The sequence below is a fragment of the Microbacterium sp. UBA7513 genome (assembly GCF_002478345.1).
Classification (GTDB): domain Bacteria; phylum Actinomycetota; class Actinomycetes; order Actinomycetales; family Microbacteriaceae; genus Microbacterium.
This window is the reverse complement of sequence record NZ_DLNJ01000015.1, coordinates 79893-98437: the sequence shown is the minus strand read 5'-3', so window position 1 is coordinate 98437 and position 18545 is coordinate 79893. Positions and strand designations below refer to the sequence as shown.

Genomic DNA, 18545 nt, shown 5'->3' with positions numbered 1-18545 from the left:
ATGTCGGTGACGTTGCGCACGAAGGTCACGCGGCCGTGACGGTGCGTCAGCCAGCGGCGCAGGAGATCGAAGCTCAGGGCCGCCCGGACGTGGCCGATGTGCGGGCCGGACTGCACGGTGGGTCCGCACACGTACATCGTGATGTTCTCGGGATCGAGAGGCACGAAGTCGCGCAGCAGCTGTGCGCGGGTGTCGTAGAGGCGGAGAGTCACCGCTCAAGCCTACTCGGCGGGCGCTGAGAGACCCCGCTCCGGTCGCGGGATGACGACCGCGACGGCCGTGACCGCGATTCCCTCGCCCCGCCCGGGGAAGCCGAGGCCGTCCGTCGTGGTGGCCGTCACAGCCACCGGAGCACCCCAGAGCGCCGCCGACAGAACCGCCTCGGCCTCCTTTCGACGTGCGCTGAAGCGCGGACGATTGCCCTGGAACTGGACCGACACGTTGCCGATCGCGAAGCCCGCCTCCGCCAGGAGCTCCGCGGTACGGGAGAGGAAGACGTCGGCGTGGGCCCCCGCATACTCCGGATGGGCGGTGCCGAAGTGCTCGCCGATGTCGCCGAGCCCGGCGGCGCCGAGCAGGGCATCGACGATCGCGTGGGCGACCGCGTCCCCGTCCGAATGCCCGGAGAGCGCGGGCTCCCCCGGCCATTCCAGCCCGGCCAGCCACAGCGGTCCGTCGCCGCCGAACGCATGCACGTCCGTGCCGATGCCCACGCGGGGCGCGCCCCCGACGACGGCCGACGTACGAGGCGCAACGGAAGGCGTGGCGGGCGCGGTCGCGACGAGCAGGCGGGCGCGCTCCAGATCGGCAGGGGTGGTGATCTTGAACGAACGCTCGGAGCCGGGCACCAGCCGCACCGCGTGCCCCGCCGCGGCGAAGAGCGCCGCGTCATCCGTGTACTCGACACGCTGAGCCGTCGCCTCCGCGTACGCCGCTTCCAGCGGGCCACGAGGGAACCCCTGCGGCGTCTGCGCGGCCGCGAGCTCCGCACGATCCAGGGTGCCCACGACGAGACCGTCCGCGACCCGCTTGAGCGTGTCCACGACCGGCAGGCTCGGCACGGCGCCGGCGTCGCCGATCACGGCCTCCGCCACGGCGTCGATCACCTCGGGCGGGGTCAGCGCGCGCGCAGCGTCGTGCACGAGCACTGTGCGCACGTCCCCCCACAGCGCCGCGAGTCCGGCGGCGACGGATTCCTGCCTCGTCGCGCCTCCGGTGACCACGCGGCCCAGGTCGGCACGATCGCCGGCGGCCGCGAGCAGCTCGGTCTGCGCGTCGCCCTCGTAGCCTGCGGGCGCGACGACGACGACCTGCAGGGGTGCCGCCGCGAACACGCCGTCGAGGGAGTGCCGCAGGATGGTACGGCCGTCGATGCCGACGAACGCCTTGGGCGCTCCGGCCTCGAGACGGGTGCCGGAACCGGCGGCGACGACGATGATCGCGGTATGCGGGACGGGGAGGATGCTCACAGCTTCACGTTACCCGCGGAGACGACAGAAGGCGGGTGCCGCAGCACCCGCCTTCCGTGGAGGACGTCTCAGGACGCGAGGACCTCGTCGAGCAGTGCGCCCGCCTTGTCCTCGTCGATCTTCTCGGCCAGGGCCAGCTCCGAGATGAGGATCTGCCGGGCCTTGGCCAGCATCCGCTTCTCGCCCGCGGACAGGCCGCGGTCCTGGTCGCGGCGCCAGAGGTCGCGCACGACCTCGCTCACCTTGATGACATCGCCGGACGCGAGCTTCTCCAGGTTCGCCTTGTACCGGCGCGACCAGTTGGTGGGCTCCTCGGTGAACGGCGCGCGCAGCACCTCGAACACGTGGTCGAGGCCCTCCTTGCCGATCACGTCGCGGACGCCGACGAGGTCGACGTTCTCGGCCGGGACCTCGATGATGAGATCGCCCTGCGTGACGTTGAGCTTTAGGTACTTCTTCGCCTCGCCCTTGATGATGCGCTCCTTGACCTCGATGATGGTCGCAGCGCCATGGTGCGGATAGACGACGGTCTCGCCAACCTCAAAAAGCATAAAAACATGTCCTTTCGGCAACCTCAAGGATACCACAGGGGATATGCGCTAAGGTTCGCGCTCCCTGTTCCCTGCGCGCTCCCGACTTACCCATAGAATGGGGAGGGATATCCCGTCGGACCTCAGGAGGACCCGTGAAATCGCGCCTTGTCGCGTCTGCCGCCATCAGCGCCCTCGTTCTGCTCGGCGCGACCGGGTGCACGTTCATCACACCGCAGTCGACGAAGATCGAGTACGCGGCCTCCGACGGCGTGAACGTCTCCGATCAGGACGGCCCCATCGCCGTGCGCAACGCCCTGATCATCGCGAACGAGGACGGCACGGTCGGCAACTTCGTCGGCGCCGTCGTCAACCCGTCGCAGGACCGCGCCACCCTCACTGTCTCGCTGGAGGGCGGCGATCCCTTCATGATCACCGTGCCGGCCGGCGGGACCGTCAGCTTCGGCGCCGACGAGGAGCCCGTGGAGATCACGGGGCTCGACACCATGCCCGGTGCCACCGTCGCGATGCACTTCCAGTCCGGCGACTCCGCCGGCGTCACGACCGAGATCCCGGTCCTCGACGGCACACTGCCGTACTACTCGGACCTCGCTCCTCAGGACTGAGTCCCCGGGGACGCGAGAGGCCGGCACCCGTGGGTGCCGGCCTCTCGCGTCTCCTCAGCCTTCGAAGCGGTAGCCCAGCCCTCGGACCGTGACCAGCATCACCGGCTCGCTGGGGTTCTCCTCGATCCGCGAGCGGATGCGCTTGATGTGCACGTCGAGCGTCTTGGTGTCGCCGAAGTAGTCGCTCCCCCACACGCGGTCGATGAGCTGGCCGCGCGTGAGCACGCGTCCCGAGTTGCGCATGAGCACCTCCAGGAGTTCGAACTCCTTTAAGGGCATGTTGATCTGCTCGCCGGCGACCGACACCGTGTGCCGATCGATGTCGAGCGAGACGCGCCCGCCTTCCAGCACCCGCTCGTCCAACTCACCCTCGGCCTGCACGACCCGTCGCAGCACCGCCCGCATCCGGGCGAGGAGCTCCCGCGACGAGTAGGGCTTGGTGATGTAGTCGTCCGCTCCGAGTTCGAGTCCCACGACGATGTCGACCTCGGAGTCCTTCGCCGTCAGCATGATGATCGGCACGGCCGAGGTGGAGCGGATCTGACGGCACACCTCCGTCCCGGGCATCCCGGGAAGCATGAGGTCGAGCAGCACGATGTCGGCGCCGCGCTCCCGGAACGCCGTGAGGGCACCGGGACCGTCCTCGGCGATCTCCACCTCGTAGCCTTCGCGACGGAGCAGATACGCGAGCGGGTCGGCGAGGTCGGGTTCGTCTTCGACGAGAAGGATGCGGGTCATGCGGTCTCTCCGTTTCGGACGCGCGTCGCCCCGGTCGCGGGGGCGGCCTTGCGCGCGCGCTTGTTCTTGCTCTTCTTGCCCTGTCCGGCGTTCGCGGGAGCATCGATCCGGGGCAGGCGGATGGTGAACGTGGACCCGCGGCCGGGGCGCGACCACAGCCGCACCTCTCCCCCGTGCCGCTGGGTGGCGTGCTTGACGATGGACAGCCCGAGGCCGGTGCCGCCGGTGCGCCGGGAGCGGGCCTCATCCGCGCGATAGAACCGCTCGAAGATGCGCTCGCGATCGGCCTCGGCGATCCCGATGCCCTGGTCGGACACGGCGATCTCCACGACGTCGTCGTCGGCCTTCACCCCGACGCCCACGCGGGAGCCGCGGGGCGAGTAGACGATGGCGTTGGCGATCAGGTTGCCGACCGCCTCGATGAGGATCTGCGCGTCGCCGCGGACCCACACCCCGCGATCGCCGCCGCGGGCGAGCTCCACACCCGCGGAGTCGGCCTGCACGACGTGGGCTTCGATCGAGGAGGCGATGACCTCGTCGATCGAGACCGGGGCGACCTCGGTCAGCCCGTCCTCCGCCTGCAGCCGGGACAGGCTCATGATGCGTCCGGTGAGCTGACCGAGGCGGCCCGCCTCCGCCGAGATCCGGGACGCGAACGCCCGCACCTGGGCAGGGTCGTCGGCGGCGGATTCGATGGCCTCCGCGAGCAGACTCACGGCCCCGACCGGCGTCTTGAGCTCGTGGCTGGTGTTGGCCACGAAGTCCCGGCGCATCTGGTCCAGGCGCTCCTGCTCGGTCACGTCGCGGATGATGAGGAGCACCAGGCGCGTGCCGATCGCGCTCGCCCTGGCCGACACCAGGCGGGGGTCGAGGCTGAGACCGCCGCGGGTGATGCGCAGGGACTCGGTCGCCGTCTCCCCCGTCGAGCGGACGCCCCGCACGAGCTGCCGGAGCTCCGGGTTCTCGAGCGTCGATCCGACCTCGATCCCGAACCGCGCGGCGGCTTTCGACGTGGCGAGCACGAGGCCGGAGACGTCGACCACGCACGCGGCGTCATCCATGCTGCGCAGCACGTCGGTGATCCCGGTCGGGATCGTCATCGACGTCTCCTCCTCCGCCCGCGCCCGCGCCCGATAGGCCCAGACGACCAGGAGGGAGAGGCCCACCCCGATCGCCAACCCGATGGCGAGGGAGGACAGCGCGAGCTGCGGCAGGGTCATGACTCCAGCGTAGAGCGCGTTCACCGTCGATCCGGCGGGTTCCCGCGCCATCCCGGGGAGCGGAGACGTACTATTCACTCGCCGGGCACCGTTCGTTAACCTTCGGAGCAGACAATCGCTTCAGGCCTGCGCGCGCGCAGCCCTCCCCCTGCGGACGCCCCGCCGCCCCGCGCTGGACCGTCAGCCGGGATCCGAACGAAAGGTTGCGCCCACCATGCGCGAAGTCTTCCACCAGTCCCTCGAGGACCTGCAGTCCCGCCTCGTCGAGATCGCCGAGCTCGTCACGGTCTCCATCGACAAGGCCACCCGCGCGTTCGCCACGAGTGACGTCGCGCTGGCCGAGGAGGTCATCGCCGACGACGCGAAGATCGACGAGCTCGCTGTCGCGCTGGACGAGCAGGCCATCGAGATCCTCGCCCGCCAGCAGCCGGTCGCGCGCGACCTCCGGATCGTCGTCACGGCGCTCCGCGTCAGCGCGTCCCTGGAGCGGATGGGCGACATGTCCGAGCACATCGCCCAGCTCGCCCGCCTGCGCTTCCCGGAGCGCGCGATCCCGAAGGGCCTCAAGGGCACGTTCGTGAAGATGGGCGAGCTCGACGTGGAGATCTCCCGCACGCTCACGGAGCTCCTCCGTACCCAGGACCTGAAGTTCGCGGACGCGATCCGCAACGCCGATGACGACGTCGACGAGCTGCACGCCAGCGTCTTCGAGAAGGTGCTCAGCGACAACTGGAAGGGCGAGGCCGTCGCCACGGTCGATGCGACGCTCGCCAGCCGGTACCACGAGCGCTTCGCGGACCACGCGGTCGCCGTCGCCAAGAAGGTGGTCTACCTCGCGACGGGCGACTGGCACGTCGAGGAGGAAGACATCGCCCTCGCGGTGGAGCAGCAGGAGCAGCTCGGCCACGCCTGACCGAAACCCCGCCTTATCGCCGAGACCCCCTGCTGCAGTCGCCTGCAGCAGGGGGTCTCGGCGTGAAACCGGGGTCTCGGTTACTTCTTACCCTGGGCGGCGACGGCCGCGGCACCGGCGGCGGCGGCCTCCGGGTCGAGGTAGCGACCGGGACCGGTCGGCGCGTTGTTCTCGTCGAGCTCGTACACGAGCGGAATGCCGGTCGGGATGTTGAGGCCGGCGATGTCGTCGTCGCTGATGCCCTCGAGGTGCTTGACGAGGCCGCGCAGCGAGTTGCCGTGCGCCGTCACGAGCACGGTCTTGCCGGCGTCGAGGTCGGGAACGATCTCCGCGTCCCAGTAAGGAAGGAGGCGGTCGATGACGAGCTTCAGCGACTCCGTGCGCGGCACCTCGCCGTCGATGCCCTCGTAGCGGGCGTCGCCTACCTGGCTGAACTCGCTGGCGTCGTCCAGAGGGGGCGGCGGCACATCGAACGAGCGGCGCCACAGCTGGAACTGCTCAGGACCGAACTCTTCGAGCGTCTGCGCCTTGTCCTTGCCCTGCAGAGCCCCGTAGTGGCGCTCGTTGAGCCGCCACGAGCGCTTCACCGGGATCCACAGCCGGTCGGCGGCATCCAGCGCGATGTCGGCGGTCTGGATCGCCCGGCTCAGCAGCGACGTGTGCAGCACGTCGGGCAGGATGCCGGACTCGGCGAGGAGCTCACCGCCGCGACGGGCCTCGCTCTTGCCCTGCTCGGTCAGGCGGACATCCACCCAGCCGGTGAAGAGGTTCAGCTCGTTCCACTCGCTCTGGCCGTGGCGGAGCAGGATCAGGGTGCGCTTCGCAGTCATGTCGTCAGTTTATCCGGGGTACGGAGCGGGCACGGCGGCGAAGGAGGGAGGATGGACGTATGGCGTCATCTCCCCTCGGTCGGCCGACCCGCGGCACGACCGGGACGAACCGGCTGCGTCGGAACGACCGCTGGATCGCCGCCTCCCCCGCCTTCCGTCGTGCGGCGGACCCGCTCGTCGTCGACCTCGGTTTCGGAGCGAGCGGGGTCACCGCGTTCGAGCTGGCCGCACGGCTGCGACGCGTACGGCCGGATGCGGAGGTGCGCGGTCTCGAGCTCGATCCGGACCGGGTGGCGACCGCGGAGCAGCAGCTCGCCGAGGTCAAGGCCGGCCGGAGCCCCTTCCCCGCCGACCTCCGCGTCTCCTTCGGCCGCGGCGGGTTCGAGGTGCCGCTCCCGGGCGGTCGGCGGCCCGCGGTCATCCGGGCGATGAACGTCCTGCGGCAATACGACGAGGAAGAGGTCGCCGCCGCCTGGCGGACGACGGCGCACCGCCTCGCTCCGGACGGACTGCTCGTGGAGGGGACGTGCGACGAGATCGGACGCGTCGCGAGCTGGGTGGACGTGGATCCGCTGGGTACTCCGGTCCGCTTCACGGTGTCCCTCCGGCTTCGCGAGCTCGAGGTCCCGAGCATCGTGGCGGAGCGGCTGCCCAAGGCGCTCATCCACCGCAACGTCCCCGGCGAGCGCATCCACGCGCTGCTGGTCGATCTGGACCGAGAGTGGGAGCGCGCCGCTCCGCTGTCGACCTTCGGCGCCACGCAGCGATTCCTCGCCGCGGTGGCCGCGCTGCGCGCGCAGGGCTGGCCCGTGCAGGGCGGGCGGAGCCGCTGGCGACTGGGTGAGCTCACCCTGCCGTGGGAGGCCGTGGCACCGGCCTGACGGCACCCCGCGAGGACGCACTCCTGCTGTATACCGGTGCGCACCTCACTCCGGGCCTGCACACCGCTAGCGTCGTACGCGGCGGGCCGTACCGACGCGTGCGCCGACTCGATCGCCATGCGTTCCCAGGGCAGGAGAGGCGATGACCACCGAGAACGCGAAGGCGGAAGGATCCGCGGAGGCACAGGAGAACGACCGCGAACGACTCGGCGACGTCCTGACGTCGGCGCAGGACTTCGCCCACGAGCAGTCCGGCTACCGGACCGCGCTGAAGGCACGGCATCTGCAGATGATCGCCCTCGGGGGCGCGATCGGGACCGGACTGTTCATGGGGGCGGGAGGACGCCTGAACGCCGCGGGTCCCCTGCTGGCCGTCTCGTACCTCGTGTGCGGCGTGTTCGCCTTCTTCATCCTTCGCGCCCTCGGGGAGCTCGTCATCCACCGCCCCTCCTCCGGATCGTTCATCTCGTATGCGAGGGAGTTCTACGGCGAGAAGCTGGCCTTCGCCGCCGGCTGGCTGTACCTGCTGAACTGGGGCATGACCGCGGTCGTCGACTCCACGGCCGTGGCCCTGTACGTCCACTACTGGTCGGCGTTCCGCGTCGTCCCGCAGTGGCTGCTCGCACTGATCGCCCTGATCGTCGTCGTCGGCCTCAACCTCGTCTCGGTCCGGCTGTTCGGCGAGATGGAGTTCTGGTTCTCGCTCGTGAAGGTCGCCGCGCTCGCCCTCTTCCTCGTGATCGGCGTGGTGTTTCTCGCGGCCGGCTGGCAGACGGATCAGGGACCGACGGGAGTCGCGATGCTCGCCGCACACGGGGGCTTCGCGCCGGAAGGGGTGCTCCCCGCCGTGATCGTGATGCAGGGAGTCGTCTTCGCCTACGCCTCGATCGAGCTGGTCGGCACCGCCGCGGGCGAGACCGAGAACCCGGAGAAGGTGATGCCCCGGGCCGTCAACTCGGTGATCCTGCGCATCGCCGTGTTCTACGTCGGATCGGTCCTGCTGCTCGCCCTCCTGCTCCCGTACACGGTGTACCGCGCCGGGGAGAGCCCGTTCGTGACGTTCTTCTCGCACGTGGGAGGGCCGGACGTGGGAGCGGTGGCCGGCAGCACCATGAACTTCATCGTGATCACCGCCGCGGTCTCGGGGCTGAACGCCGGCCTCTACTCGACCGGCCGGGTCTTCCGCTCGCTCGCGGCCTCGGGCGCCGCACCACGGGCGACCGGCCGGATGAGCCGTCGCGGCGTGCCCGTCGTGGGCATCCTTCTCACCGCGGTGTTCGCCCTCGCCGGTGTCCTGCTGAACGCGGTGGTTCCGACCCAGGCCTTCGAGATCGTGCTGAACCTGTCCGCCCTGGGGATCATCGCGGCCTGGGCGACCATCATCCTCTGCCAGCTCCGGCTGTACCGGCTTTCGCGGCGCGGCCTCGTCGAACGACCGTCGTTCCGCCTCTTCGGGGCGCCCTACACCTCATACCTGACGCTGGCGTTCCTCGCGTCCGTCGTCGTGCTCATGGCCTTCGACTATCCGACGGGCACCTGGACCGTCGCCAGCCTCGGCGTGCTGATCCCTGCGCTCATCGGCGGCTGGTTCCTGGCCCGAGCACGGATCGCGGAGCTCGCCGCACAGCGCTCGGCCGGCGGCTCGGACGCCAACGGCTGACCGGCTCCCGTCGGCTCAGACGCCGGCGTCGCGGGGATCGGGTGCCGTCGGTCGGCGGGACAGCCGCGTCAGCCGCGGGATGTCCGCGGTGGCGCCGGCGTCGGCCGGGACGATGATCTGCTGGGACGCGGCGATGTCGATCCCCTCGGCCCGGACGACGAGGTCGCCGACGGGAGCGCGGCGGGAAAGGAGGGCGAGGGCGATCGGCCCGTCCTCATGATGCCGCGCGGAGGAGGTGATGTGCCCGACCTCGTCGTCGCCCGCGAACACCGGGGCTCCGGGTTCCGGAAGCACGGCGTCGCTGCCGTCGAGCTGGAGCAGGGCGAGCCGCCGCGGCGGATGACCGAGGTTGTGCACCTTCGCGACGGTCTCCTGCCCGCGGTAGCAGCCCTTGTTCAGGTGCACAGCGCTGCGGAGCCAGTCCGACTCGTGCGGCAGCGACCGCTCGTCCACCTCGGCCGCCCACCGCGGACGCCAGGCGGCGATGCGCAGCGCTTCGGCGGCGAGGAGACCAGCGGCGTCCTCCCGATCGAGCTCCGCGGCGAGCGCCCGCGCCACCGTCTCGGGCACGATGGCGACCCGCCAGGCGAGGTCGGCCCCGGGGTGCGCGGCCACGTCAGCGTACTGATGCCCGCCGACGGCGACCTGCTGCCACGGGTCGACCCAGATCCGGGCGTCGTCGAGGCCACGCACGCGCTCGGCCGCGGGACCCCCGTCGACGAAGCCAAGGAGCGCGAGGTCGGAGCGCAGCTCGACCGTGGCCTGGGTGCGGAACTTCATCCGCGTCAGCCAGCTCGCCAGACCCTCGGCGTCGCCGGCGTCCGCCAGGAGCCAGGTCGAGGTGCCGTCGTCGAGCACGCCCGCCGCGTGCTCCACCCGTCCCTGCGGATCGAGGACGAGGAGTTCGGTACTCTCCCCCGCGCGCAGGCGAACCACCGCCTGCGACGTGATGGAGTCGAGCCAGGGCAGGCGTTCGGGGCCGGACACCTCGATGACCGTCCGGTCGTCGAGGGGCGCGATCGCCGTTCCGGCCGCGAGGCGGCGCTGCTCCCGGAACGGATCGCCGAAGTGGGCGATCCCGCGCTCCCCCGCTGTCGCGCCGGGGACGCCGTCGAAGACGCTGGTGCTCACCGTGTGCTCCGTTCAGACGCGGGCGAGACGCGCCGAGGCGTGCGCCCGCAGAGGTGTGCCGAGGGCGGCGATGTCCCACGCCCACAGCAGGTGCCCGTCGACGAGTCCGTACATCCGCGAGGCGGAGCCGTAGTCCTTGGCGCCGGCGCCGCGCACGATCGCGTCCGACGCGAGGTCGACCCGCGGTCCGTTGATCTCGCCGAGGTAGTACTCGAGCATGCCGTCCGAGCGCGCCAGCGACACCTCGAGCGGGAACGCGCCGTTGGCCGACCGCAGCGCCTCCACGTCGTCGACCGTGCGGGCGACGGGCGTCGCCGTCGGCGGCAGCAGCGCCGGTCCCGCGTCGGTCGCCGCGGCCGGGCGCGCCAGACGCCAGAAACCGGACTCGGCGGTCAGCGGGACGGCGGGCGCACCCTCGTCACCGACGAAGGTCGCCGTGGCCGCATAGTTGAGGAACGGCCCCCCGTCGTGGCTGAAGCTGACGCGATGCGTGAACTCGCCCTGCAGACGCTCCTCGCCGACCGGGTAGTCGATCACCCCGGACCCCTCCCACACGCCGATCAGCCACGCCAGCGGGGCGAGGTCGGCGGGAAGGTCGGTGGGGAGTTCGATCATGTCGTCAGCGCTGGCCGCGGAAGAGGTTGCGCAGCACCACGGCCGAGACGAAAACGATCGCGAGGCTCGCCAGGCCGAGCAGGCCGATGAAGAAGATTTCGAGCGCCATGATGTCCATGACCTCCACCTTACCCCCGGCGATCCGGGTCAGGAGGGGATGAGGGCAGCCAGCCCGAAGCCGACCGAGATGATCCCCATCAGCAGCAGCGCACCGGTCACGCTGCTCGCGACACGGAAGATGAAACCCTGCGTGCGGCCGTACCAGAGCTGCACGGCGAAGGAGAGCAGCACGACCGCCCCGAAGCCCACCAGCATCCAGGGGATGCGCCACTCCTCGGGAGCGAAGATCCCGATGACGATACTGCCGACGAACGCGGTCGCCCAGACCGCGATGACGCCGGTGAAGGCGTTGCGGGGCGCGAGTGCCGGTTCTGACATGTCTCCATTCTTGCGCATCGGTGGCCGCTATCATGGCGGCACGGCGTCGATCCCCCCGCCGGTGAGGAGTGCGCGTGGCCCTGGTGCTGGTTCTGACCAATGCTCCGCTCTCGGAGCAGGTGCTGCCCGCCCTCGAGCTGCTGAGCCATCGCACCCGGCAGATCCCCGCGGAGCCCGCGCAGCTCATCAACGCCCCGGAGTACGACATCGTGATCGTCGACGGCCGTCACGACCTGGTCGGGGCGAAATCGCTGTGCCGTCTGCTGCGGGCCACCGGCCAGGATGCGCCGCTGCTGCTCGTGGTGACCGAGGGCGGCATGAGCGCGCTCTCCGGCGAATGGGGCATCGACGACGTGCTGCTGTCCACCGCCGGCCCCGCCGAGATCGACGCGCGCGTGCGCCTCGCCCTCGCCCGGCGGGACGAGGTCGCGGAACCGGCGCGGGTGCAGGCCTCCGGCGTCACGATCGACGAGCAGTCCTACTCGGCGAAGCTGCACGGCCGGCCGCTGGACCTCACCTACAAGGAGTTCCAGCTCCTGCACTTCCTCGCCACGCACCCCTCGCGGGTGTTCACCCGCGAGCAGCTGCTCAGCGAGGTGTGGGGGTACGACTACTTCGGCGGCACCAGGACCGTGGACGTGCACGTGCGCCGGCTGCGCGCGAAGCTCGGCGATCAGGAGCAGATCATCGGCACCGTGCGCAACGTCGGGTACCGCTTCAACGTCTACGAGGACGACAGCCTGGTCGGCTCGCGCTGACCGCCGTTCACACGCCCGACACCTGCCGGTGCTTAGATGTACCCCATGATCGATCCCGCACTCGCCGACGCCGGACTCGGTGACGCAGAAGACGACGACTTCGACGACGCCGTCGAGGCGCCGGACTCGCAGCTCCCCGACCACCGCTATCTGGACCGCGAGCTGAGCTGGCTCGCGTTCAACCAGCGGGTGCTCGAACTCGCGGAGGACCCGTCGCTGCCCGAGCTGGAGCGGGCGAACTTCCTGGCGATCTTCGCCAGCAACCTCGACGAGTTCTTCATGGTGCGTGTGGCCGGCCTCAAACGGCGCATCATGACCGGCCTCGCCGTGCCGACCAACATCGGGCGGTCGCCCGTCGACGCCCTCGCGGACATCTCGCGGGAGGCCCACGCGCTGCAGCTCCGCCACGCGGACGCCTGGACGAAGCTCGTCCGTCCTGCTCTTGCCGACTCCGGCATCGAGATCACCGACTGGTCCGATCTCACCGACGACGAGCGCCGGGCACTGTCGGACTACTTCGGAGCGCAGGTCTTCCCGGTGCTGATGCCCCTGGCGGTCGACCCGGCGCACCCGTTCCCCTACATCTCCGGCCTCTCCCTGAACCTCGCCATCCGCATCCGCAACGCGCGGACCGGCCGCCAGGAGTTCGCGCGCCTCAAAGTGCCGCCCATGCTGCCGCGCTTCGTCGAGGTCCCGGGCGGCGGGGAGATCAAGCGTTTCCTGCGGCTGGAGGAACTCATCGCCAACCACCTCGGCGACCTCTTCCCCGGCATGGAGGTGCTCGACCACCACGCGTTCCGCCTCACCCGCAACGAGGATGTGGAGATCGAGGAGGACGAGAGCGAGAACCTCATCCAGGCGCTCGAGGCCGAGCTGCTGCGTCGTCGGTTCGGTCCGCCCATCCGGCTCGAGATCACCGACGACATGGACGACGTCACCATGGACCTGCTGGTCAGGGAACTCGACATCACCGACCTCGAGGTGTACCGCCTCCCTGGGCCGCTCGACCTCCGCGGACTGTTCGACCTGTCGCGGATCGACCGTCCGGACCTGCGGTATCCGCCGCACCTGCCCACCACCGCCGTCGCCTTCCAGCCCGCGGGGTCGAGCAATCGCGCCGACATCTTCAAGGCGATCCGCAAGTCCGACGTCCTCGTGCACCACCCGTACGAGTCGTTCACCACGAGCGTCCAGGCGTTCCTGGAGCAGGCCGCCCGCGACCCGCATGTGCTCGCCATCAAGCAGACGTTGTACCGGACGTCCGGCGACAGTCCCGTCGTGCAGGCGCTCATCGACGCCGCCGAGGCCGGCAAGCAGGTGCTCGCGCTCGTCGAGGTGAAGGCGCGATTCGACGAGGCGAACAACATCGTGTGGGCGCGCAAGCTGGAGAAGGCCGGCGTGCACGTGGTGTACGGCCTCGTCGGGCTCAAGACCCACTGCAAGCTCGCCCTCGTCATCCGCGAGGAGGACGGCCGGCTCCAGCACTACTCGCACGTCGGCACGGGCAACTACAACCCGAAGACCAGCCGCATCTATGAGGACTTCGGCCTGTTCACCGCCGACGCCCAGGTGGGCAAGGATCTCACCCGGCTGTTCAACGAGCTCAGCGGTTACGCCATCGAGAAGAAGTTCAAGCGCCTCCTCGTCGCGCCGCTCCACCTCCGCAAGGGTCTCGTCCGGCTGATCGACGCCGAACGCCGGATCGCCGAGGCAGGCAAGCCGGCGCACATCCGCATCAAGGTCAACTCGATGGTCGACGAGGAGATCATCGACGCGCTCTATCGCGCGAGTGCCGCGGGGGTGAAGGTCGACGTGTGGGTGCGCGGTATCTGCAGCCTGCGGACCGACCTCGACGGGATCAGCGACAACATCACGGTCCGCAGCATCCTCGGCCGCTATCTCGAGCACTCCCGGATCTTCACGTTCGAGAACGACGGCGACCCGCAGGTGTACATCGGCAGCGCCGACATGATGCACCGCAACCTCGACCGTCGCGTGGAGGCCCTGGTCCGGGTCACGGACCCCGCGCATCTCAAGGAGCTCATCGCCTTCTTCGACCTGGCGATGGACGACCGGACCTCCTCGTGGCACCTGGGCCGCGACGGCGTCTGGGAGCGTCACGCCGTGGACGCCGACGGCAAGCCCCTCGTCGACCTGCAGGATACGACCATGGGGATGATCCAACGACGTCGTCGGGCGCGGGCGGTTCGATGACGGCGCGGCAGGTCCAGCTCCCGCCGTCTGCGGCCGAAGCGAAGTGGGCGGACAAGGCCGTGTACGCGGCCGGTGCCGTCGTGTGGCGTCTGGTCGACGGCAAGCTGCGGATCCTTCTCATCCACCGCACGAAGTACCGCGACGTCACCCTGCCGAAGGGGAAGGTCGACCCGGGCGAGATGCTCGCGGAGACCGCGGTGCGCGAGGTGCACGAGGAGACCGGCATCCGGGTGGCGCTCGGCGTGCCGGTCGGGATCAGCCGCTACCACCTCGCGTCCCGCAAGCAGAAGGTCGTCCACTACTGGGCGGCCGAGGCCACGGACGCGGCGATCCGCGCCTCGACCTTCGTGCCGAACCGCGAGATCGCCGCCCTCGAGTGGGTCAGCGTGAAGAAGGCCCGTGCCGCGCTGAGCTACCCCGTCGACCTCGAGATCCTCGATGCGTTCGCGGCGCTGGTGGACGACGGCGTGCTGCGGACCTTCCCGGTGATCGCCCTCCGGCACGCGAAGGCCCTGCCCCGCTCGGAATGGGACAAGGCGGACGCGGCCCGACCGCTCACCGACCGCGGGAAGCGCCAGGCCAAAGCCATCGTCGGGCCGCTCCGCGCTTTCGGCGTGCGCAAGATCGTCACCAGCGACGCGGTGCGCTGCGTGCAGACCGTCACGCCGCTCGCCAAGGCCCTGGACCGCACGCCGGTCCTCGCCGAGAAGATCAGCCAGGACGCCTGGGAGGACGGCGTCGCCGACCTCCGCTCCGTCGTCGGCCGCCGCATCCGCGCCGGTAAGCCCGCCGTACTCTGCAGCCACGGCCCCGTGCTACCCGCGCTACTCTCGGAGATCGCCCTCGCGACCGGCACCGTGCACGGCTCGTACGTCGGCAGTGCTGCCGATCTGGAGACCGGCGCGTTCTCCGTGGTCCACGTCTCGGCGACCAACCCCGGCTCCGGCATCATCTCGATCGAGACCCACGCGCCCAAGGTCTGACCCTTCCCGTCGTTCGAGTCGCGCACTTCGCTGCATCTGTGCCCGAAATGGCGCAAAGTGGGCGATTCAAAAGGGCGCGCGGTGACGGGGGGCCGGCTCCAGAGAGTCGCCGGCCGTTCACCTGCCGTTCACCTGCGCGGGAGAGTCTCGTTAACCGTCGCCCCTAGCGTCACTGTGTGCCCTGCACCGGGCCCCACCCCTCCAAGATCGAAGGATCCACAGTGAAGATCTCCCGAATCGCACGAATCGGCGCCATCGGCGCCGTCGCCGCTCTCGCCCTCGCCGGCTGTGCCGCGAACGAAGGCGGAGCCGGCGGCTCCAGCGAAGAGCCCTCGGAGTCCACGCTCTCCGGCACGATCGACGCGACCGGCGCGTCCTCGCAGACCGCAGCCCAGGAGGCCTGGGTCGCCGCCTTCCAGACCGCCCACCCCGACGTGACGGTCAACTACGAGCCCACCGGCTCCGGCACCGGCCGCGAGAACTTCCTCGAGGGCGGCAGCAACTTCATCGGATCCGACCGCGCGTTCAACGACGAGGAGATCGCCGCCGGCGGCTTCGGCGCCTGCACCACCGACGACATCGTCGAGGTCCCCCTCTACATCTCCCCCGTCGCCGTCGCCTTCAACCTCGAGGGCATCGACACGCTGAACCTCGACGCCGCCACGATCGCGGGCATCTTCGCCGGCACGATCACCAACTGGAACGACGAGGCCATCGCCGCCCTGAACGACGGCGTCGAGCTCCCCGACCTGGCGATCTCCCCCGTGCACCGCTCCGACCCCTCGGGCACCCAGGAGACCTTCGCCAAGTACCTCAGCGCGACGGCCCCCGACGTCTGGACCTACGAGGTCTCCGACGAGTGGCCGATCCAGGGTGGCGAGGCCGCGCAGGGCACCTCCGGCGTGAAGCAGGCCCTCACCGCCGGCAACGGCGCGATCGGCTTCCTCGACGCGTCCCAGGCGGACGGCCTCGGCCAGGTCGCCGTGGGCGTCGGCGAGGACTTCGTCTCCTACTCGGCCGAGGCCGCCGCGAAGCTCGTCGAGGGCTCGCCGCTCGCCGAGGGCCGTGGTGAGGGCGACCTCGTCTTCGACGTCGACCCGGCCGCTGCTGCGGACGGCGCCTACCCGATCGCCCTGGTCAGCTACCTCATCGGCTGCGAGCAGTACGAGGACAGCAACGTCGCGGAGCTCGTGAAGGAGTACTTCACGTACATCGCGAGTGCCGAGGGCCAGGACGCCGCCGCCGAGAACGCCGGCAGCGCCCCGATCTCGGACGGCCTGCGCGAGCAGGTCCAGGCCGCGATCGACCTCATCCAGGTCGGCTGATCCTGCCGATCCACTGACGACGGTGCCCCCGCGTCCCCGAGCGGGCGCGGGGGCTCCGCCAGGTCAGCACCCGATCCATCTCCACCCGGCCCGAAACAGGGAGATCATGAGCACGACCGCGCAGGAGCCGACAACGGCACCGGCACCGGCACCGACACCGGCGCCGCCCACACCGATCAAGGCCAAGCAGCGCCTCGGCGACCGGGTCTTCTCCGGTACCGCGCTGGCGGCCGGCATCATCATCCTGGTCGTGCTGGCGCTCGTCGCGGCCTTCCTCATCATCCAGAGCCTGCCGGCCTTCCAGCTCGACACCACCGACAACCACATCCTCCGGGGCGAGTCTTTCTGGGTGTACGTGTGGCCGCTCGTCTTCGGCACCCTCTGGGCCTCGTTCATCGCCCTGCTGATCGCGGCCCCCATCGCCATCGGCATCGCGCTCTTCATCTCTCACTACGCCCACCGACGGCTCGCGTCGTTCCTCGGCTACATCATCGACCTGCTCGCCGCAGTCCCCTCCGTGGTGTTCGGACTCTGGGGCGGCCTCGTGCTCGCCCCCATGCTCCAGCCGATCTACGTATGGCTCAACGAGAACGCCTCGTGGGTGCCGTTCTTCGGCGGCCAGGTCTCCGCGACGGGCAAGACGATCCTCACCGCCGCGCTCGTCCTCGCTGTGATGTGCATCCCGATCATGACCGCGATCTGCCGCGAGGTCTTCCTGCAGACCCCCAAGCTCCACGAGGAGGCGGCCCTCGCCCTCGGGTCCACGCGCTGGGAGATGGTCCGCATGGCTGTCCTCCCCTTCGCCCGCGGCGGCATGGTGTCGGCGGCAATGCTCGCCCTCGGCCGCGCGCTCGGCGAGACGATGGCCGTGACGATGGTGCTCTCCCCCTCGGCGGTCGTCAGCTTCCTCGTGCTCACCGCCACGAACCCCACGCCGATCCCCGCGAACATCGCGCTCGCGTTCCCGGAGGCGCACGGCACCGGCGTGAACACGCTGATCGCGACCGGCCTCATCCTCTTCGTCGTGACCTTCGCGGTCAACGCGCTGGCGCGCTGGATCGTGGCCCGCCGCGCCGAGTTCTCGGGAGCGAACTGACATGACCGCCCTCACCAGCGCTCCGCCCGCCGCGAGCAGCACCGCGCTCACCTCCGGCCGCCTGCCGAAGTGGGCTCCGTGGGCCCTCCTCGGCGTCTCCTTCGTCGTGTCCGCCGCGGTCTTCGGTGTCGCCGCCGCCGGCTCGGACACGCCGCTCGCCGACTTCAACATCGCGGGCACCGTCATCGTCGGCATCCTGCTCTACATGGTGATCATCACGGTGATCTCGTCCATCGCCGAGAGCCGTCGCAAGGCCGTCGACCGCCTGATGACGGCCCTCGTCGCCACGGCCTTCCTCATCGCCCTGCTGCCGCTGATCTCCCTGCTGTGGACCGTGGTGGCGAACGGCCTCGAGCGCTTCGACGCCGAGTTCTTCACCTACTCGATGCGCAATGTCGTCGGTGACGGCGGCGGTATCGTGCACGCCATCTGGGGCACGGTCCTCATCACGCTGACGGCCACGATCATCTCGGTGCCGGTCGGTCTGATGACCTCGATCTACCTCGTCGAGTACGGTCGCGGCAAGATCGCCAAGGCCATCACGTTCTTCGTCGACGTGATGACGGGCATCCCCTCGATCGTCGCGGGTCTGTTCATCTACGCGGTGTTCGCCCTCCTGATCCGCCCCGGCATCTCGATGGGCTTCATGGGCGCGCTCGCCCTCGCCGTGCTGATGACGCCGGTCGTCGTCCGCGGCAGCGAGGAGCTGCTCCGGATCGTCCCGAACGAGCTGCGCGAGGCCTCCTACGCCTTGGGCGTGCCGAAGTGGCTCACGATCCTCAAGGTCGTCCTGCCCACCTCGATCGCCGGCATCATGACCTCCGTCATGCTCGCCATCTCCCGCGTGATCGGCGAGACGGCCCCGCTGCTGCTCACCGCCGGCTTCACGCAGAGCCTCAACACGAACATCTTCGACGGTCAGATGATGACCCTCCCGGTGTTCGCCTACAACCAGTACATGAACCAGGGCACGAGCCCGGACGCCGCCGTCGCGCGCGCCTGGGCCGCCGCCCTCACCCTCATCCTCATCGTCATGGTGCTGAACCTGCTCGCCCGCCTGATCGCGAAGCTGTTCGCCCCGAAGGTCAACGGCCGCTGAGGCCCCGACCACTCAGAAT

18 protein-coding genes and 1 pseudogene are annotated in these 18545 nt (G+C 70.1%); 10 read left to right on the top strand and 9 right to left on the bottom strand.

Annotated features, from left to right (window positions below):
* From B2W79_RS07815 to B2W79_RS07805, 3 genes and pseudogenes are all read right to left on the bottom strand, one after another.
* Positions 1 to 212, bottom strand: a pseudogene (locus tag B2W79_RS07815) (cysteine--tRNA ligase); the annotation flags it as partial.
* Between the two features lie 9 nt (positions 213 to 221).
* A complete protein-coding gene (ispD, locus tag B2W79_RS07810; RefSeq protein ID WP_292788382.1) occupies positions 222 to 1469 on the bottom strand; it encodes a 2-C-methyl-D-erythritol 4-phosphate cytidylyltransferase in 1248 nt (415 codons plus the stop codon).
* A gap of 68 nt (positions 1470 to 1537) precedes the next feature.
* Positions 1538 to 2020: a CarD family transcriptional regulator gene (locus B2W79_RS07805; RefSeq protein WP_045255828.1), complete on the bottom strand. Its 483-nt coding sequence runs from the start codon at positions 2018 to 2020 to the stop codon at positions 1538 to 1540.
* 134 nt (positions 2021 to 2154) lie between these two features.
* Between B2W79_RS07805 and B2W79_RS07800 the strand changes: the two genes are divergently transcribed.
* On the top strand, positions 2155 to 2625 hold the full coding sequence (locus B2W79_RS07800; RefSeq protein ID WP_071328840.1) for a DNA modification methylase: 471 nt from the start codon (positions 2155 to 2157) through the stop codon (positions 2623 to 2625).
* 54 nt (positions 2626 to 2679) lie between these two features.
* Here B2W79_RS07800 and B2W79_RS07795 read toward each other — a convergent pair whose 3' ends face one another.
* Both B2W79_RS07795 and B2W79_RS07790 read right to left on the bottom strand, forming a co-directional pair.
* Entirely contained in the window at positions 2680 to 3363 is a 684-nt protein-coding gene (locus tag B2W79_RS07795; RefSeq protein ID WP_071328841.1) for a response regulator transcription factor, read from the bottom strand.
* Entirely contained in the window at positions 3360 to 4583 is a 1224-nt protein-coding gene (locus B2W79_RS07790; RefSeq protein ID WP_292788376.1) for a sensor histidine kinase, read from the bottom strand. Before B2W79_RS07790 ends, B2W79_RS07795 begins: the two co-directional genes overlap by 4 nt.
* Before the next feature lie 214 nt (positions 4584 to 4797).
* Here B2W79_RS07790 and phoU point away from each other — a divergent pair, with 214 nt between their 5' ends.
* Positions 4798 to 5496 (top strand): phosphate signaling complex protein PhoU, encoded by a 699-nt coding sequence (phoU, locus tag B2W79_RS07785; protein WP_025104304.1) that lies wholly within the window; start codon positions 4798 to 4800, stop codon positions 5494 to 5496.
* Between the two features lie 80 nt (positions 5497 to 5576).
* On the opposite strand, the gene B2W79_RS07780 is transcribed toward phoU, so the two are convergent.
* On the bottom strand, positions 5577 to 6326 hold the full coding sequence (locus tag B2W79_RS07780) for a phosphoglyceromutase (protein WP_292788374.1): 750 nt from the start codon (positions 6324 to 6326) through the stop codon (positions 5577 to 5579).
* A gap of 59 nt (positions 6327 to 6385) precedes the next feature.
* On the opposite strand from B2W79_RS07780, the gene B2W79_RS07775 reads away from it, so the two are divergent.
* Together B2W79_RS07775 and B2W79_RS07770 are read left to right on the top strand one after the other, a co-directional pair.
* The gene (locus tag B2W79_RS07775) at positions 6386 to 7207 is read left to right on the top strand and encodes a class I SAM-dependent methyltransferase (RefSeq protein WP_292788372.1); all 822 of its coding nucleotides are present in this window, start codon (positions 6386 to 6388) and stop codon (positions 7205 to 7207) included.
* A gap of 142 nt (positions 7208 to 7349) precedes the next feature.
* Entirely contained in the window at positions 7350 to 8867 is a 1518-nt protein-coding gene (locus B2W79_RS07770) for an amino acid permease (RefSeq protein ID WP_292788370.1), read from the top strand.
* A gap of 15 nt (positions 8868 to 8882) precedes the next feature.
* On the opposite strand, the gene B2W79_RS07765 is transcribed toward B2W79_RS07770, so the two are convergent.
* The 3 genes from B2W79_RS07765 to B2W79_RS07755 form a co-directional block, all read right to left on the bottom strand.
* Positions 8883 to 9998: a YgfZ/GcvT domain-containing protein gene (locus tag B2W79_RS07765; protein WP_292788368.1), complete on the bottom strand. Its 1116-nt coding sequence runs from the start codon at positions 9996 to 9998 to the stop codon at positions 8883 to 8885.
* Positions 9999 to 10010: 12 nt separating this feature from the next.
* A complete protein-coding gene (locus B2W79_RS07760) occupies positions 10011 to 10613 on the bottom strand; it encodes an FABP family protein (RefSeq protein ID WP_292788366.1) in 603 nt (200 codons plus the stop codon).
* Between the two features lie 147 nt (positions 10614 to 10760).
* Positions 10761 to 11051: a hypothetical protein gene (locus B2W79_RS07755; RefSeq protein WP_062636289.1), complete on the bottom strand. Its 291-nt coding sequence runs from the start codon at positions 11049 to 11051 to the stop codon at positions 10761 to 10763.
* A 74-nt stretch (positions 11052 to 11125) separates the two neighbouring features.
* Here B2W79_RS07755 and B2W79_RS07750 point away from each other — a divergent pair, with 74 nt between their 5' ends.
* The 6 genes from B2W79_RS07750 (at position 11126) to pstA (ending at position 18526) form a co-directional block, all read left to right on the top strand.
* Entirely contained in the window at positions 11126 to 11809 is a 684-nt protein-coding gene (locus B2W79_RS07750; RefSeq protein ID WP_060923071.1) for a winged helix-turn-helix transcriptional regulator, read from the top strand.
* A gap of 45 nt (positions 11810 to 11854) precedes the next feature.
* A complete protein-coding gene (locus tag B2W79_RS07745; RefSeq protein ID WP_071328846.1) occupies positions 11855 to 14023 on the top strand; it encodes an RNA degradosome polyphosphate kinase in 2169 nt (722 codons plus the stop codon).
* On the top strand, positions 14020 to 15006 hold the full coding sequence (locus B2W79_RS07740) for an NUDIX hydrolase (protein ID WP_292788361.1): 987 nt from the start codon (positions 14020 to 14022) through the stop codon (positions 15004 to 15006). Before B2W79_RS07745 ends, B2W79_RS07740 begins: the two co-directional genes overlap by 4 nt.
* A 221-nt stretch (positions 15007 to 15227) precedes the next feature.
* Positions 15228 to 16331, top strand: a complete 1104-nt coding sequence (locus tag B2W79_RS07735) for a phosphate ABC transporter substrate-binding protein PstS (protein ID WP_071328848.1) — start codon at positions 15228 to 15230, stop codon at positions 16329 to 16331.
* Positions 16332 to 16437: 106 nt separating this feature from the next.
* Positions 16438 to 17427 (top strand): phosphate ABC transporter permease subunit PstC, encoded by a 990-nt coding sequence (pstC, locus tag B2W79_RS07730; RefSeq protein WP_292788358.1) that lies wholly within the window; start codon positions 16438 to 16440, stop codon positions 17425 to 17427.
* A gap of 1 nt (position 17428) precedes the next feature.
* Positions 17429 to 18526, top strand: coding sequence for a phosphate ABC transporter permease PstA (gene pstA / locus B2W79_RS07725; protein ID WP_292788356.1), 1098 nt, complete (start codon positions 17429 to 17431; stop codon positions 18524 to 18526).
* The last annotated feature ends 19 nt before the right edge of the window (positions 18527 to 18545 follow it).

Bases quoted from the DNA above. Each gene is read 5' to 3' on its own strand.
- B2W79_RS07760 (WP_292788366.1), bottom strand. From the start codon at position 10,613: ATGATCGAACTCCCCACCGACCTTCCCGCCGACCTCGCCCCGCTGGCG.
- pstA (WP_292788356.1), top strand. From the start codon at position 17,429: ATGACCGCCCTCACCAGCGCTCCGCCCGCCGCGAGCAGCACCGCGCTC.
- pstC (WP_292788358.1), top strand. From the start codon at position 16,438: ATGAGCACGACCGCGCAGGAGCCGACAACGGCACCGGCACCGGCACCG.
- B2W79_RS07745 (WP_071328846.1), top strand. From the start codon at position 11,855: ATGATCGATCCCGCACTCGCCGACGCCGGACTCGGTGACGCAGAAGAC.
- B2W79_RS07740 (WP_292788361.1), top strand. From the start codon at position 14,020: ATGACGGCGCGGCAGGTCCAGCTCCCGCCGTCTGCGGCCGAAGCGAAG.
- B2W79_RS07775 (WP_292788372.1), top strand. From the start codon at position 6,386: ATGGCGTCATCTCCCCTCGGTCGGCCGACCCGCGGCACGACCGGGACG.
- B2W79_RS07790 (WP_292788376.1), bottom strand. From the start codon at position 4,583: ATGACCCTGCCGCAGCTCGCGCTGTCCTCCCTCGCCATCGGGTTGGCG.
- B2W79_RS07755 (WP_062636289.1), bottom strand. From the start codon at position 11,051: ATGTCAGAACCGGCACTCGCGCCCCGCAACGCCTTCACCGGCGTCATC.
- B2W79_RS07795 (WP_071328841.1), bottom strand. From the start codon at position 3,363: ATGACCCGCATCCTTCTCGTCGAAGACGAACCCGACCTCGCCGACCCG.
- B2W79_RS07805 (WP_045255828.1), bottom strand. From the start codon at position 2,020: ATGCTTTTTGAGGTTGGCGAGACCGTCGTCTATCCGCACCATGGCGCT.
- phoU (WP_025104304.1), top strand. From the start codon at position 4,798: ATGCGCGAAGTCTTCCACCAGTCCCTCGAGGACCTGCAGTCCCGCCTC.
- B2W79_RS07770 (WP_292788370.1), top strand. From the start codon at position 7,350: ATGACCACCGAGAACGCGAAGGCGGAAGGATCCGCGGAGGCACAGGAG.
- B2W79_RS07780 (WP_292788374.1), bottom strand. From the start codon at position 6,326: ATGACTGCGAAGCGCACCCTGATCCTGCTCCGCCACGGCCAGAGCGAG.